14 protein-coding genes are annotated in these 13,657 nt (G+C 71.1%); 6 read left to right on the top strand and 8 right to left on the bottom strand.

Annotated features, from left to right (window positions below):
* Nucleotides 1-55 precede the first annotated feature (55 nt).
* Nucleotides 56-925, top strand: a complete 870-nt coding sequence (locus ACWDRB_RS24370; RefSeq protein WP_364251746.1) for a LysR family transcriptional regulator — start codon at nt 56-58, stop codon at nt 923-925.
* Here ACWDRB_RS24370 and ACWDRB_RS24365 read toward each other — a convergent pair.
* Entirely contained in the window at nt 922-1,506 is a 585-nt protein-coding gene (locus ACWDRB_RS24365) for a TetR/AcrR family transcriptional regulator (RefSeq protein WP_350724028.1), read from the bottom strand. The two genes, ACWDRB_RS24370 and ACWDRB_RS24365, sit on opposite strands and share 4 nt — an antisense overlap.
* 82 nt (nt 1,507-1,588) lie before the next feature.
* Between ACWDRB_RS24365 and ACWDRB_RS24360 the strand changes: the two genes are divergently transcribed.
* Nucleotides 1,589-2,542: a quinone oxidoreductase family protein gene (locus tag ACWDRB_RS24360; RefSeq protein WP_449897100.1), complete on the top strand. Its 954-nt coding sequence runs from the start codon at nt 1,589-1,591 to the stop codon at nt 2,540-2,542.
* A 7-nt stretch (nt 2,543-2,549) separates the two neighbouring features.
* On the opposite strand, the gene ACWDRB_RS24355 is transcribed toward ACWDRB_RS24360, so the two are convergent.
* From ACWDRB_RS24355 to ACWDRB_RS24340, 4 genes are all read right to left on the bottom strand, one after another.
* Nucleotides 2,550-3,494, bottom strand: a complete 945-nt coding sequence (locus ACWDRB_RS24355; RefSeq protein ID WP_449897647.1) for a serine hydrolase domain-containing protein — start codon at nt 3,492-3,494, stop codon at nt 2,550-2,552.
* Between the two features lie 70 nt (nt 3,495-3,564).
* Nucleotides 3,565-4,092: a flavoprotein gene (locus ACWDRB_RS24350; protein ID WP_449897098.1), complete on the bottom strand. Its 528-nt coding sequence runs from the start codon at nt 4,090-4,092 to the stop codon at nt 3,565-3,567.
* 62 nt (nt 4,093-4,154) lie between these two features.
* Nucleotides 4,155-5,612, bottom strand: a complete 1,458-nt coding sequence (argG, locus tag ACWDRB_RS24345; RefSeq protein WP_449897096.1) for an argininosuccinate synthase — start codon at nt 5,610-5,612, stop codon at nt 4,155-4,157.
* 78 nt (nt 5,613-5,690) lie between these two features.
* Nucleotides 5,691-6,419, bottom strand: coding sequence for a class I SAM-dependent methyltransferase (locus ACWDRB_RS24340; protein WP_449897094.1), 729 nt, complete (start codon nt 6,417-6,419; stop codon nt 5,691-5,693).
* Between the two features lie 127 nt (nt 6,420-6,546).
* On the opposite strand from ACWDRB_RS24340, the gene ACWDRB_RS24335 reads away from it, so the two are divergent.
* The 3 genes from ACWDRB_RS24335 to ACWDRB_RS24325 all read left to right on the top strand — a co-directional run bounded on the left by ACWDRB_RS24335 (nt 6,547) and on the right by ACWDRB_RS24325 (nt 9,437).
* Entirely contained in the window at nt 6,547-7,917 is a 1,371-nt protein-coding gene (locus ACWDRB_RS24335) for an LCP family protein (RefSeq protein ID WP_449897092.1), read from the top strand.
* Nucleotides 7,918-8,043: 126 nt separating this feature from the next.
* Nucleotides 8,044-8,973, top strand: coding sequence for an ATP-binding protein (locus ACWDRB_RS24330; protein ID WP_449897090.1), 930 nt, complete (start codon nt 8,044-8,046; stop codon nt 8,971-8,973).
* 77 nt (nt 8,974-9,050) lie between these two features.
* Complete coding sequence (locus ACWDRB_RS24325) at nt 9,051-9,437, top strand: SCO5389 family protein (RefSeq protein ID WP_350724043.1); 387 nt, start codon at nt 9,051-9,053, stop codon at nt 9,435-9,437.
* 32 nt (nt 9,438-9,469) lie between these two features.
* Here the strand turns inward: ACWDRB_RS24325 and ACWDRB_RS24320 are convergent, their stop codons facing one another.
* Genes ACWDRB_RS24320 through ACWDRB_RS24310 form a run of 3 tightly spaced genes read right to left on the bottom strand, consistent with a single transcriptional unit; the run spans nt 9,470 to nt 12,186 of the window.
* On the bottom strand, nt 9,470-10,453 hold the full coding sequence (locus ACWDRB_RS24320) for an LLM class flavin-dependent oxidoreductase (RefSeq protein WP_449897088.1): 984 nt from the start codon (nt 10,451-10,453) through the stop codon (nt 9,470-9,472).
* 28 nt (nt 10,454-10,481) lie between these two features.
* Nucleotides 10,482-11,153, bottom strand: a complete 672-nt coding sequence (locus tag ACWDRB_RS24315) for a ribonuclease HII (RefSeq protein ID WP_449897086.1) — start codon at nt 11,151-11,153, stop codon at nt 10,482-10,484.
* 55 nt (nt 11,154-11,208) lie between these two features.
* The gene (locus ACWDRB_RS24310; RefSeq protein ID WP_350724049.1) at nt 11,209-12,186 is read right to left on the bottom strand and encodes a LysR family transcriptional regulator; all 978 of its coding nucleotides are present in this window, start codon (nt 12,184-12,186) and stop codon (nt 11,209-11,211) included.
* 79 nt (nt 12,187-12,265) lie between these two features.
* On the opposite strand from ACWDRB_RS24310, the gene ACWDRB_RS24305 reads away from it, so the two are divergent.
* Nucleotides 12,266-13,552 carry a pyridoxal phosphate-dependent aminotransferase gene (locus tag ACWDRB_RS24305; protein ID WP_449897644.1) on the top strand — a complete coding sequence of 429 codons (1,287 nt, stop codon included), beginning with the start codon at nt 12,266-12,268 and terminating at the stop codon, nt 13,550-13,552.
* The last annotated feature ends 105 nt before the right edge of the window (nt 13,553-13,657 follow it).

Below are 13,657 nucleotides of genomic sequence, written 5' to 3'. Positions count from 1 at the left end.
GCCCGGACCCGTTAGGTCCAGCGCGGATTTCTTCGTTTGAGATTAAGCTCAGCTTATGCTCGACCCGCGCAAGCTCCACCTCCTCCGCGAACTCGCCCGGCGCGGCACCATCGCCGCGGTCGCGGAGGCGGTGACGTTCACGCCTTCGGCCGTCTCCCAGCAGCTCAGCGCGCTGGAGCGGGAGGCGGGCGTGCCGCTGCTGGAGCGCACCGGCCGTACGGTGGCGCTGACGCCCGCCGGGCACCTGCTGGTCGAGCACGCTCACGCCGTGCTGGAGCAGCTCGAACGCGCGTCGGCGGCGCTCGCCGCCGCACGTGGCGGGCCTTCGGGGCCGCTGCGGATCGGCGCGTTCCCGACGGCGGCCCGCGTGCTCCTGCCCCCGGCGCTCGTCGAGCTGACCGGGGCGCATCCCGGGCTGGTGCCGATGGTCTCCGAGATCGACCCCGCCGACGTCTCGGCCGCGCTGCGGGCGGGCGAGCTGGACGTGGCGCTCGTGCACGAGTACGACTTCGTGCCGCCCGTGACGGACGCGTCCATCGAGACGGAGCCGCTGTACAGCGAGCCCATGTACCTGACCGACCGGCCCTCCGTGGCCGACGCCCGCGCCGACGCGTGGATCACCGACAGGCCGGGCACCCTCTGCCACACCATGGCGATCCGGGCGTGCCAGGCGGCGGGGTTCGAGCCGCTCGTACGGCACCACATCGACGACTTCGACACCGTGCTCGCCTTCGTCGCCGCCGGGCAGGGGGTCGCGCTCGTACCGCACCTGGCGGCGATCGACCCGCCGGCCGGGGTGACGCTCACCCGCCTGCCGCTGAGCCGCCGCACGCTCGCGGCGTTCAGGAAGGGGAACGGCGGGCACCCGGCGATCAGGGCGGCCGTCGCCGCCTTCCACGCGGCGATCCCCCACCTGCCCCTCTAACGCAGCAGCCCTCTGACCAGGTCGGCGAAGCCGGCGGCGAGCCGTTCGTGCTGCCCGGCCCGCAGCTGGCTCGCGATCGGCTCCATGTGCAGCGTGCCGAGCAGCATGTGGGCGATCTGCTCGGCGTCCACGTCGGACCGCCCTTCGGCGATCAGCCGGGACACGTGCCGGTGCCAGGACCGGTAGATCGGGTTCTCCTCCCTGCGCTGCTCGCCGTGGGCCTTCGTGGTGACCCTGGCGTGCTCGATGGCGCTGACGAGGTTCCCGTTGCGCGCCGCCAGCACGGCCACGTCCGCGAAGAACGCGACCAGCCGCTCGACCGGCTCCGCGCCCGGCCCCAGCGGCGGCGGCCCCTCGGTGAACGCCTGCTCGAACTCGCGCGCCCGCTCGCTCATCAGCTCCAGCATGAGCCCCGTGCGGCTCCCGAACCGGTGGAACACCGTCCCCTTGCCCACGCCGGCGGCGACCGCCACCCGCTCGACCGAGACCTGCTCGGGCGGGTGCCGCCGCAGCAGCTCCTCGGCCGCCCGCAGGATGGCCTGCCTGTTGCGCGCGGCGTCGGCCCGCTCTCGACGTTCCATCCGGTCATTCTTTCCCATGGACAAACTTGACCAGTGGTCCATATATTAACTGGACCATCGGTTCAGTTAAAGGAGTTCAGGCATGCGCGCGATCGTCCTGTCGGAAAAGGGCGGCCCCGAACGGCTCGAAGTCACGGACCTGCCGCGCCCCGGCCCTGGCGAGGGCCAGGTCCTCATCCGCACCCAGGCCGTCGGCGTCAGCTACGCCGAGACGCAGATCCGGGCGGGGACGCTGCCGTTCCCGCTGCCGCTGCCCGCCGTGATCGGCGCGGAGGCGGCCGGCGAGGTGGTCGAGGTCGGCGAGGGGGTGGACGCGAAGCTGCTCGGGAGCACGGTCGTGGGGGTCACCGGCGGGCTCGGCTCGTACGCCGAGTACGCCGTGCTCCCGGCCGCTCTGACGGCCCCGGTGCCGGACGGCGTGCAGCCGGACCAGGCGCTGGCCGCGGGGGCGCCCGGCGCGCTGGCCCTCGCCCTGCTGCACAAGGCACGCCTCGCCGGCGGGGAGACCGTGCTGGTCGAGGCGGGCAGCAGCTCGGTGGGGACGTACCTGGTGCGGCACGCGAAGGAGTTCGGGGCCGGGCGGGTGATCGCCACCGCCGGCTCGGCCGCCAAGCGGGACCGGACCGCCGAGCTGGGCGCCGACCTCGTGCTCGACCACGGCCCGGCCGACTGGCCCGACGAGCTGCCCGAGGTGGACGTGGTGTTCGAGTCCATCGGCGGCACCACGGCCAGGCGGGTGCTCGACCACCTCACCCCCGGCACCGGCCGGATGCTGTTCTACGGGATGCTGACCGGGGAGCCCGCCGCCGTCACGGCCGCCGACCTCATGGAACGCGGGGTGACGCTCACCGGGTGCAGCGGGCCCGGCTGGGCCGGGGAGGTGTTCGGGACGCACTATCCGGCGATGCTCGACCGGCTCGCCTCCGGACGCAGCGTCGCCTACATCGACCGTACGCTGCCGCTGGAGGAGGCCGCACAGGCCCACCGCCTCCTGGAGAGCCGCGCGGTCACCGGCCGGATCCTGCTCATTCCGTAAGGAACCCTCAGGAGGCGAGGACCGCTTCGAGCACGGCCTTGGAGCTGTCCCCGCTCTGGTCGTAGTCGCCGGCCGTCAACGCCACGACCAGCTCCTCCTCGGGCAGGACGAGCAGGTGCTGACCGCCGTTCCCGAGGCCGCCGACCCAGTGACGGTCCTTGGTGTTCACGTACCACTGGTAGCCGTACTCGAACCCGTCCTCGATCACCACCCGCGACCGCACCAGCTCCTGGAGCCACTCGGCGGGCACGATGCCCCGGCCGCCGTCGAGCACCAGCTGCCCGACGGCGGCCAGGTCGACCGGCCGCAGCCGAAGGCCGGCCGCGGCGCTCACCGTGTCGTGGAATCCCTTGGACCACTCGAACGCGTCGATCCCGAGCGGGCGGAAGAGCGCGGTCGCGGCGTACTCCTCCAGCGGCCTGCCGGCCCCACGGGCGATCAGGCCGCCGAGCAGGGCGCTGGCTCCGCCGCAGTAGTGCCAGAGCTTTCCCGCCTCCTCGACGACGGGCCGCTCCAGCAGGTACCGGTACCGGTCGGGCGCCAGCTCCATCGCGATCTCGCTGTTGGCCGCGCTGGTGTAGGGGGCGCTCTCGTCCCATTCGAGGCCGAGGGTCATGGTCAGCGCGTGCTCGACGGTCAGATGAGCGCGCGCCGGATCCGCCACCAGATCCTGATATTCCGGAAACTGGGCTACCAAGGGCGCACTCGGCTCCGGCACGAGCCCTTCGCCCAGCGCGATGCCGTACAGCAGCGCCACCATGCTCTTGGACACGGAGCGCAGGTCATGCAGCGTGTCCCGGTCGAACTCGACGTGCCCCAGCGAGTCGCCCAGCCGGTGGTCCGGCCCCGCGCCGTAACGCTCCAGCACGATCTCCCCGCCCCGCATCACCACGAGACCATGGAAGTTCGGCGCCTTGCCCGTGCCCAGGATCTCATCGACCCGCTCAGCCATTGCCACGATGTTCCTCCTGAAAGTCGGCACATCCTGGCATACCGCCTCACACAGTGTCAGGTGCAAGCCCTCAAGACAGCTCCGACAGCGCGCGTTCCCAGGGGAAGCGGTGGGCGCCGGCGTCCGGCTCGTCCGTGGCGACCTGCCGTGGCAGGCCGAACACGACCCGGACGCCTTCGGCGCGCAGCTCGTCGATGCTGCGCAGGAAGGGCCGGCGGGCGGCCAGGGCGCTGTTGACGAAGGGCAGCACGACGACGGGGATGCCGAGCCCGGGCGCCTCGGCCAGCAGGCCCAGGGCATAGGTGTCGGCGATGCCCCCGGCGAACTTGTTGACCGTGTTGTACGTGGCCGGCGCGACGATGATCGCGCCCGGTCGAGGGGGTTTGGGCTCGTGCGGCTTGCGATAGCGGCTGCGGACTGGCCGGCCGGTCTGGGCTTCCAGGGTGGCCACGTCGATGAAGTCGAGAGCCGACGGAGTGGCGACGACCTGGACGGCCCAGCCCCGCTCCTGCGCCATGGCGACCAGCCGGCCGACGTCCGGGGCCGGCCCGGCGGCGCACACGATGATGTAGAGCTCGTCGCCCTGCGGTTCGGCCACGCGTCGGCTCCCGGGGGGTTCGGCGGTGCCGCGGCTGCCGGGCAGCCGCGGCCGTCTCCTCGTCAGTCGGTGCCGGACTCCATCGCGGCGTGGTCGAGCAGTTCGTCGTCGCCGGGGATCTCGCCGCGCTCGCCACGGTTGGCGATCGCCTCGGCGCCGCCCTCGGGCATCTCGCCGATCAGCTCGGTCGAGGCCGTCTGCGGCACGTCGGTCAGCATCGGGTGCTGGGGGCCGACGATGCCGAGCCCGGCGTACTGCTCCAGCTTGGCACGGGTGTCGGCGATGTCGAGGTTGCGCATGGTCAGCTGGCCGATGCGGTCGACCGGCCCGAAGGCGGAGTCCTCGGTGCGCTCCATGGACAGCTTGTCCGGGTGGTAGCTGAACGCCGGCCCGGACGTGTCCAGGATGGAGTAGTCCTCGCCGCGCCGCAGCCGCAGGGTCACCTCGCCGGTGACCGCCGTGCCGACCCAGCGCTGCAGCGACTCGCGCAGCATCAGCGCCTGCGGGTCCAGCCAGCGGCCCTCGTACAGCAGCCGGCCCAGCCGCCGCCCCTCGGCGTGGTAGTTGGCCAGGGTGTCCTCGTTGTGGATCGCGTTGACCAGCCGCTCGTAGGCGGCGTGCAGCAACGCCATGCCCGGCGCCTCGTAGATGCCCCGGCTCTTGGCCTCGATGATCCGGTTCTCGATCTGGTCGGACATGCCCATGCCGTGCCGGCCGCCGATGGCGTTGGCCTCCAGGACCAGGTCGACGGCAGAGGGGAACTCCTTGCCGTTGATGGTCACCGGCCGGCCCTGGTCGAAGCCGATCGTGACGTCCTCGGCGGCGATCTCGACGTCGGGGTCCCAGAACCGCACGCCCATGATCGGCTCGACGATCTCGATGCCCGCGTCGAGGTGCTCCAGCGCCTTGGCCTCGTGGGTCGCGCCCCAGATGTTCGCGTCGGTGGAGTACGCCTTCTCCGTGCTGTCCCGGTAGGGCAGCCTGTTGGCGAGCAGCCACTCGGACATCTCCTTGCGGCCGCCGAGCTCCGTGACGAAGTCGGCGTCCAGCCACGGCTTGTATATCCGCAGGGAGGGGTTGGCGAGCAGGCCGTAGCGGTAGAACCGCTCGATGTCGTTGCCCTTGAAGGTGGAGCCGTCTCCCCAGATCAGCACGTTGTCGTCGAGCATCGCGCGGACGAGCAGGGTGCCCGTGACGGCCCGCCCGAGGGGCGTGGTGTTGAAGTAGGTGCGCCCGCCGGAGCGGATGTGGAACGCCCCGCAGGCCAGGGCCGCGAGCCCCTCCTCCACGAGCGCCGCCCGGCAGTCGACCAGCCGGGCGACCTCGGCGCCGTACGCCGTGGCGCGGCCGGGCACCGAGGCGATGTCAGGCTCGTCGTACTGGCCGATGTCGGCGGTGTAGGTGCACGGCACCGCGCCCTTCTCGCGCATCCACGCGACCGCGACCGAGGTGTCGAGGCCACCGGAGAAGGCGATCCCGACACGTTCACCGACAGGCAGAGAGGTGAGCATCTTAGACACGAGTCGAAGTATATACACACCTATGCATGACCATGCAAACCCCCTCGCCGGATTTCCGCCGCGATGTGCATCGCCGGCTCAGGCCGCGGGTTTCCTGACCTCCAGGATGCCGGTGCTGAACCACGGTCCGCCGTACCAGAACCGCCAGCCCGCGTCGCGCCGCCGCACGTCCACCACGCCGAGCGAGCGCAGCGTGTCCTCGTACGCGGCCGTGTGCTGGAAGTCGGCGATCAGCATCAACCCTCCGGGCCGCAGCACCCGGTGCGCCTCGCGCACGGCCTGCGCGCGCCCTTCGGCGTCGGGGATGTTGTGGATGGCCAGGCTCGACACGATCGCGTCGAACGCGCCGTCGCCGAACGGCAGGTCGCGCATGTCGCCCGTCACCAGCTCGACGCGGTCGGCGACGCCCTCGGCGGCGGCGTTCGCCCTGGTCCTGGTCTCCCGGTTGCCCGACTGGTCCTTCGACTGCCACAGGTCGATGCCGGTCGCCTTGCCGTGTTCCAGCCGCCGGGCCGCCATCAGCAGCACCGCGCCCCGGCCGCAGCCGAGGTCGAGCAGGAGCTCGTCGCCGTTCAGCCGCTCGAGCTCACCGGCCCAGACCGCGAACTTGCCGCGCCGCGTCGTATAGAGGTAGCTGGCCGCGCTGGCCAGCGTGTAGAGCCCACCGAGCAGGAACGCGATGCCCGCCAGGAGGATGTCGAGCAGGAACGAGACCGACGCCAGGGCCAGGAGCACGAGCGCTCCGAACAACAAGCCGACCAGCGCCCAGGGAGCGTCGAATCCGTAGCTTCCGTGTCGCTTGCGCACACTCACGTTATATCTCAAGGTGGTCTTGACATGGAATTGACCTGACCCGTCCCTTCCTACCGTCTTTCCCGCACAGCGCATTACTAAGGTGGCGTGGATGGGCGCGCAAATGGGGGTTTGACCAGGCATGACGGAGAAAGAGCGGGGATTCGGCCTGGGGGCGAGCATGGCCCTGACACTGGCATCGTCCTTGTTGTGGGGAGTGGCACATCTGGCCGCGGAGCGCCGTAAGACGGGCTTGGCGCTCATGTTCGGATATGTCGTGATGCTGGCCGGCATCCTCATGGTGTTCACGGCGTACAGCACTCACCTGCTGTCGCTGGCGGTGCAGCCCCGCTGGCTCGTCGGGTTCACCGTGGTGCTGGTGGCGATCGCGATCGCCTGGACCGGCGTGGTCGTCTGGTCCTTCGTCCTGGTGCGCCCGCCGAGCTCCGACAGGATCGGCCGCTTCCTGACCACGGCGCTGACGCTCGCGCTCTGCGCGCTCATCATGACCCCGACGGTGTACGCCACCAGGCTCGCGTACCTGTCACGCGACGTCGTGAACACCCTGTTCCCCAGCACCACCGCCACCGCGCCCATCATGGCCCAGGACCCGTGGAACGGCGCCCGCCGGGTCAACTTCCTGCTCCTGGGCGGCGACGCCGCGCCGAACCGGCCCGGCGTGCGTACCGACAGCATGACCGTGGCCAGCGTGGACACCGAGACCGGCGCGACCACCCTGTTCGGCCTGCCGCGCAACCTCCAGCGCGTCGAATTTCGCGCGGGCCCGGCCAGGGACCAGTTCCCCTACGGCTTCACCGGCACCGGCCCCGACACGCCCGGCCTGCTCAACGAGATCTTCCAGTACGCCGAGGAGCACCCCGAGGTGGTGCCGGGCGTGGAGCGGCGCCAGCGCGGGCCGGCACTGATCAAACAGACGATCGGCGACATCCTCGGCCTCAACGTGGACTACTACGCCCTGGTGGACATGAAGGGGTTCGCGGAGATCATCGACGCCATGGGCGGCGTGAAGGTCACCATCAAGGAGCCCATCGTGTACGGCAAGTACCGCGAGGGCCTGCTGCCGGCCGGCACCCGCAGGCTGTCCGGCGAGGAGGCGCTCTGGTACGGCCGCTCGCGCACCGACAGCGACGACTACGTCCGCATGGGACGCCAGAAGTGCCTGCTCAACGCGCTCGCCAAGCAGGCCGACCCGATGACCGTGATCAACAGCTTCGAGCGGCTGGCCGTGGCGACCAAGCGGGCCATCTCCACCGACCTCCCGCAGGACCTGCTGCCGGCCGTCATCGACCTCGCGCAGCGGGTCAAGGACGCCAAGATCCGCAGCCTCAGCTTCGTGCCGCCGCTGATCAACACGGCGTACCCCGACTGGTCGTTCATCCGCCGCAAGGTCGCCGAGACCCTGGAGGCCGGTCCCGTGACCAGGGCCGGCACCGCCGCCGAGCGGACACCGGACCCGGAGAGCCCGGTCAACCTCGACGCCACCTGCACCTGAATCGCCCGCCCGAAAAGGCCACGTGGAAACCCGTCCACGTGGCCTTTTCGCGTTGCCCGCACACGCCCCGCACGGAGTGTGGCATGATGACAACGGAAACGGTTTTCATATCCACCTGGAGGGGCCGTGCGAGTGGCGTTCGTCGGAAAGGGCGGCAGTGGCAAGACGACGATGTCCGCGCTGTTCGCCAGACATGTGGCGAGCCAGGGCGGGCCGGTGGTGGCCGTGGACGCCGACATCAACCAGCACCTGGCCATGGTGCTCGGCCTCGACCGGCAGCCCGAGCCGCTCGGCGCCCACCTGACCGAGATCAAGGAGCGGCTGCGCGGCGACAACCCCCGCATCCCCTCCGCCGACGCCATGGTCAAGACCACCCCGCCCGGCCGGGGCTCCCGGCTGCTGAGCTTCGAGGACCTGGCCGCCGACCCGTACGCGCTGACCACCCTCGACGGGCTGCGCCTCCTCGCGACCGGCCCGTTCAGCGAGGACGACCTCGGCGTGGCCTGCTACCACTCGAAGGTCGGCGCGGTGGAGCTGCTGCTCAACCACCTCATCGACAGCCCCGGTGAGTACGTCGTGGTGGACATGACAGCGGGCGCCGACTCCTTCGCCTCGGGGCTGTTCACCCGGTTCGACCTGACGTTCCTCGTCGCGGAGCCGACCAGGCAGGGCGTGAGCGTCTACCGGCAGTACCGCGAGTACGCCGCCGCGTACGACGTCGCGCTGGCCGTCGTCGGCAACAAGGTCCACGGCCCGTCCGACGTCGACTTCCTGCGCGAGCACGTGGGCGACGACCTGCTCACCTGGATGGAGCACTCCGCCGCCGTCCGCGCCATGGAGCAGGGCCGCCACTTCACGCTCGACGACCTGGAGCCGGTCAACGCCGACGCGCTGGCCGTGCTCCGCAAGACCCTCGACGAGCAGGAGAAGGACTGGGCGCGCTTCGGCCGCCAGACCGTGGACTTCCACCTGCGCAACGCCCACGCGTGGGGCAACGACCGGACCGGGTCCGACCTGGCCTCACAGATAGACCCGGATTTCGTGTTCGGCCCCTGAGTGCCCCCCTCCAGGCATCTGGAGCGATCACGAATCCCCACCTAGCGTCAGATTGATCCCATTCGAGAGGAGACAGCATGTCGCTGACCGTTCCGAACGAACTGCTCGACCAGGCCAGAGCCGGTGAGGTGGACGACGCGGCCTTCATCGCGTGCGTCCGCGACTCGCTGCCGTACGCGTGGTCGCTGATCAGCGGGCTGGCCGAACAGCGCGAGCAGACCGGAGCCGAGTTCGCCGACAACCAGGTGCCACCGCCGTCCGAGGAAGCCCGCGGCCAGCTCCTTCGCTGCCTGGCGAGCGACGCGATGCGCGGAGCGCTGGAGCGCCACTTCGGAGTACGGCTGGCCTTCCAGAACTGCCACCGGGTCGCCGTCTTCGACCCGACGGCGACCAAGGCCCTGCACGAGTTCGTCACCCCGAGGGCCCAGATCCTCAACCAGAAGCCGGAGCTGGTCGACTGCTGACCGGCCGGCCCGGTGACCCGGCTCTGCCCGGGTCACCGGGCCCGCAGCAGCGGCAGCACCTCCGCCCCGAACCGCCGCACGTTCTCCACCGTCCGCCGGTGCTCGCCCAGCCCCTCGACCAGCAGGATGAACCGCTCGATCCCGGTGTTCTCGGCGGTACGCAGGATCGTCGCGGCACAATGCTCGGCCGACCCGACCGGATGAATCCGGGCCAACAAATCCACATATGCCGGGATATTTCGCATAGGTCGGGGGCGATCGTCCACCGGCACGTACCCCGCCAGCCCCGGCTCCAGCCACCGGGGCAGCGACTCCTTGATCTCCCGCACCGCCCCCGCCGTGGAGTCGGCCACGTAGGCCACCCCCGCCGCCACGTGATCGGTGGCGGTCCCGCCCCGGGCGACGTAGTCCTCGACCAGGGCGGCCTTCTCGGCGTCCCCGATGTGCATCCCGAGCAGCATCGGCAGCCCCCGCTCCGCCGCCACCCCCACGGTCGCCTCGGAGGTGCACGCGACCACCGGCCGCATGCTCGCGCCCGGCACCACCCGGACCTCCCTGAACCGGAAGAACTCCCCGTCACCGGCGACGGGACCGCCGGAGAGGCCGTCGAGCAGGAGGTCGAGCGACTCCCCGAACCCCCGCTCGAACCGCTCGGCCCCCGTCCCGAACACCTCCAGGTCCACCCACGGCCCGCCCCTGCCGACCCCCAGCGTGAACCGCCCGCCGGACAGATGGTGCAGCATGGCCGCCTGCTCGGCCAGCGCCACGGGATGCTGCGTGGACAGCACGCTGACGGCCGTGCCGAGCCCGATCCGCGAGGTCCTGCCGAGCGCGACCGCCGCCAGGGTGGTCGCGGAGGGGCACACGCCGTAGGACATGAAGTGATGCTCGGTGACCCACGCGTCGTCGAACCCCGCCTGCTCGGCGGCCACGATCACTTCGACGGCATCGGCCAGCACCTGCCCGGCCTCCTGGCCGGGGAACTGCGCCGCGATGACGAAGACGCCGATTCGCACCCATCCGATGATGCCCGATGGCCCTCGTTCAGCCGAACAGGCTGGCCTGGCCCTCTCCCACGAGCGGGTCCCGGTGGTGCTTGAGGTGCCGCCATCGAGGGAGGTCGTCCAGGTAGGACCACGAGAGCCGGTGGTGGGGCGTGGGGCCGAGCCGGGCCAGGGTCTCCTGGTGGAGGGGTGAGGGGTAGCCGGCGTTGTCGGCGAAGCCGTACTCCTCGCAGCCGATCGTCCCCATGTACGCGTCGCGCCGGACCTTGGCCAGGACGGACGCCGCCGCGACCGAAATGCTGGCCGCGTCGCCCTTGACCTCCAGGCGTACCGGCCAGGGCGGGCCGATGTAGTCGTGCTTGCCGTCGAGGATCACCGCGTCCGGGCGCACCGGCAGCGCCTCCAGCGCCCGCCTGGCGGCCCGGCGCAGGGCCTCGGTCATGCCCAGCTCGTCGATCTCCGTGTGGGTGGCCTCGCCGAAGCCGATGCCGGCCGCCCACGAGGTCAGCTCCTCGGCGAGCGGGGTGCGCCTGGCCGCCGAAACCTGCTTGGAGTCCGTGAGGCCGGACGGCGGCTCGGACAGGTCGGTGACGACGGCGCAGACCGTTACCGGCCCCGCCCACGCGCCACGGCCCACCTCGTCGATGCCCGCGACCGTGCAGGTGCTCGGCTGGGAGAGCAGGAGGTGCTCGATGTCGTACGTCGGCGCCATAACGGCAGACGCTATCGCCTCACCGGGCCGTTCACTGGGCCGTTCACTGGGCCGTTCACTGGGCCGCCTCGTCATCTTCCAGCGGATCGCCGGGCGGGCGGCGGTCCGCCGGACGCACCGGATCCAGGTCGGCGGCGAGGTAGCGGGCGGCCACGTGGATCGCGCGGAGCGTCACCGACACCGACGGCCGGTTGACGCTCGAGTTGCGGGCGACCGCGTGCACGTCGCGCCCCACCGGGTTTCCCGGGAACTGGCGCACCGCCAGCCCCCGCACCCCTGCCGCCAGCGCGAGCGCGGGCACGGCGGCGATGCCGATCCCCTTCGCCACCAGAGAAAGGATCGTTCCCAGCCCTTCGAACTCCCACGGCGTGGGCCGGGTCCCGCCCACGTCCACCAGGAGCCGGTCCACCGCCAGCCGGGACGGCTCCCCGTCGGGCGTCGCCATCCACGGCTCGTCGCGCAGCTCCCGCAGGTCCACCGGCACGTCGGGGTCGGCCAGACGGTGCTTGCGCGGCACCACCAGCACGAGGGGGTCGCGCAGCAGCGGGAACACCCGCAGGCTCTCGTTGTCGCGCACCCGCCCGTACCAGTCGTCCACGAGCGCGATGTCCACCTCCCCCGACTGCACCTCGCGCATGCCCCGGCCCGACCTGCTCTGCCCCAGCCGGAGCGTCAGCTCGGTGTGGCGGCGCAGCGAGCGGGCGAGCGCCGGGGCGAACGCGACCGCGGCCGTCGGGAAGGCGGTGACCACGACCCGCCCCGCGGGGGTCCCCGCATGGGCGGACAGGTCCGACTCCGCCTCCTCGACCATGGACAGGATGCGCTCCGCGTGCGCCACCAGCCGCCGCCCCGCGTCGGTCAGCTCGGCGCTGCGCGCGGTCCTGTCGATGAGGACCGTTCCGGTCTCACGTTCGAGCGCGACGAGTTGCTGCGACACGGCCGAAGGACTGTACCCCAGCGATGCTGCCGTCGCAGCGATACTTCCGCGACGAGCGAACTCGCAGATCAGGACCAAACGCCGCAATTCAAGCATCACTCTTCCTTATGCCTACCCACGAAAAGCCTCGCTTGTGCTGATGCCTTCATCAAACCACCCTGGGAACGTGACAAACATGACGGTGACGTTGTCCGCCACATTGGCGGCAAACGAGGACATCGACCGAAGACGGCACGCCGGGGAGCGAGTGCTTCACCTGGCCTTCGGCGAGGCAGGGCTGCCCGTCCACCCGGCACTGCGCGACAGGCTGGCCGGCGCGGCCGAGCGCAACGGCTACGGGCCGGTCGCGGGAGCGTCCGAGCTCAGGACGGCGGCGGCGGGCTACTGGACACGACGCGGGCTCCCCACCGACCCCGGGCTCGTCGTCTGCGGGCCTGGCAGCAAGTCCCTGCTGTACGGCCTCCTCCTGGCGATCGGCGGGGACATCGTCCTGCCCATGCCCAGCTGGGTCAGCTACGCCGCCCAGGCCGAGCTGGTCGGCTCCCGCCCCATCCTGGTGCCCGCACCGCCAGGAGGGGGCGGAGTGCCCGACCCCGACCTCGTGACCGGCGCGGTGCTCCGGGCCAGGGCCCAGGGCAGGACGGTCAACTCGCTGCTGGTGACGCTGCCCGACAACCCGACGGGCCGCCTGGCCGGTCCGGAGACCATCGCGCGGCTGGTGGAGATCGCCCGCGAGCTCGATCTGATGATCATCTCGGACGAGATCTACCGCGACGTCGTGCACGACCCTGCCCTGCCGTTCACCTCCCCCGCCGACCTCGCCCCCGAGCGCACGATCATCACCACCGGGCTGAGCAAGAGCCTGGCACTGGGCGGCTGGCGGATCGGTGTGGCCAGGCTGCCCGCGGGCAGCCACGCGCTGCACAGGAGCCTGCTCGCGGTGGCCAGCGAGATCTGGTCGGCGCCCGCGGCCCCGGTGCAGGAGGCGGCGGCGTACGCCTTCGACGAGCCCCAGGAGCTGCTGGCCCGCATCGAGCTCGCCCGGCGGCTGCACGGCACGGTCGCCAGGGCCGTGCACGAGAGGTTCACCGAGATCGGAGCCGACGTGCCCGTCCCGCAGGGCGGCTTCTACCTCTATCCCGATCTGAGCCACCTCCGGCTCGGCGGCTCCGCCGAGATCACCAAGATCCTGCTGGAGGAACATGGCATCGGCGTCCTGCCCGGACACGCCTTCGGCGACGACCCGGCGGCGGCGAGGGTGCGGGTCGCGGTGAGCCTCCTCTACGGCGAGACCGCCGAAGAGCGACTGACCGCTCTGAACAGCCCGAACCCCCTCCAACTCCCCTGGATCGCCGACAATCTGGACTATCTGTCGAAGGGTCTGAACGAGCTGGCCTCGGTGTCGCACGAAGCGGTGCGTGAACGGCGTCCCGCGCTCGTCCCGACACCATGTCACAGTTAGGCGAATCTTTCCCCAAGAGCGGGTTTACCATCGCTCAAAAGGGGCCGCTGACCTGCAGGAACACCCTGTCTGCAGAAAGCTGCAAAAGATCTTCCTAACTGCATG

The organism is Nonomuraea sp. NPDC003707 (genome assembly GCF_053587055.1).
The sequence above is the reverse complement of the archived record's forward strand: the minus strand, read 5'-3'. Positions and strand labels throughout refer to the sequence as shown.

What these genes read in the sequence shown, in the direction of transcription:
- ACWDRB_RS24355 (WP_449897647.1), bottom strand. Translation starts at nt 3,494, where the DNA reads ATGGCTGAGCGGGTCGATGAGATCCTGGGCACGGGCAAGGCGCCGAAC.
- ACWDRB_RS24325 (WP_350724043.1), top strand. Translation starts at nt 9,051, where the DNA reads ATGTCGCTGACCGTTCCGAACGAACTGCTCGACCAGGCCAGAGCCGGT.
- ACWDRB_RS24370 (WP_364251746.1), top strand. Translation starts at nt 56, where the DNA reads ATGCTCGACCCGCGCAAGCTCCACCTCCTCCGCGAACTCGCCCGGCGC.
- ACWDRB_RS24310 (WP_350724049.1), bottom strand. Translation starts at nt 12,186, where the DNA reads ATGCTTGAATTGCGGCGTTTGGTCCTGATCTGCGAGTTCGCTCGTCGC.
- ACWDRB_RS24365 (WP_350724028.1), bottom strand. Translation starts at nt 1,506, where the DNA reads ATGGAACGTCGAGAGCGGGCCGACGCCGCGCGCAACAGGCAGGCCATC.
- ACWDRB_RS24305 (WP_449897644.1), top strand. Translation starts at nt 12,266, where the DNA reads ATGACGGTGACGTTGTCCGCCACATTGGCGGCAAACGAGGACATCGAC.
- ACWDRB_RS24315 (WP_449897086.1), bottom strand. Translation starts at nt 11,153, where the DNA reads ATGGCGCCGACGTACGACATCGAGCACCTCCTGCTCTCCCAGCCGAGC.
- ACWDRB_RS24335 (WP_449897092.1), top strand. Translation starts at nt 6,547, where the DNA reads ATGACGGAGAAAGAGCGGGGATTCGGCCTGGGGGCGAGCATGGCCCTG.
- ACWDRB_RS24360 (WP_449897100.1), top strand. Translation starts at nt 1,589, where the DNA reads ATGCGCGCGATCGTCCTGTCGGAAAAGGGCGGCCCCGAACGGCTCGAA.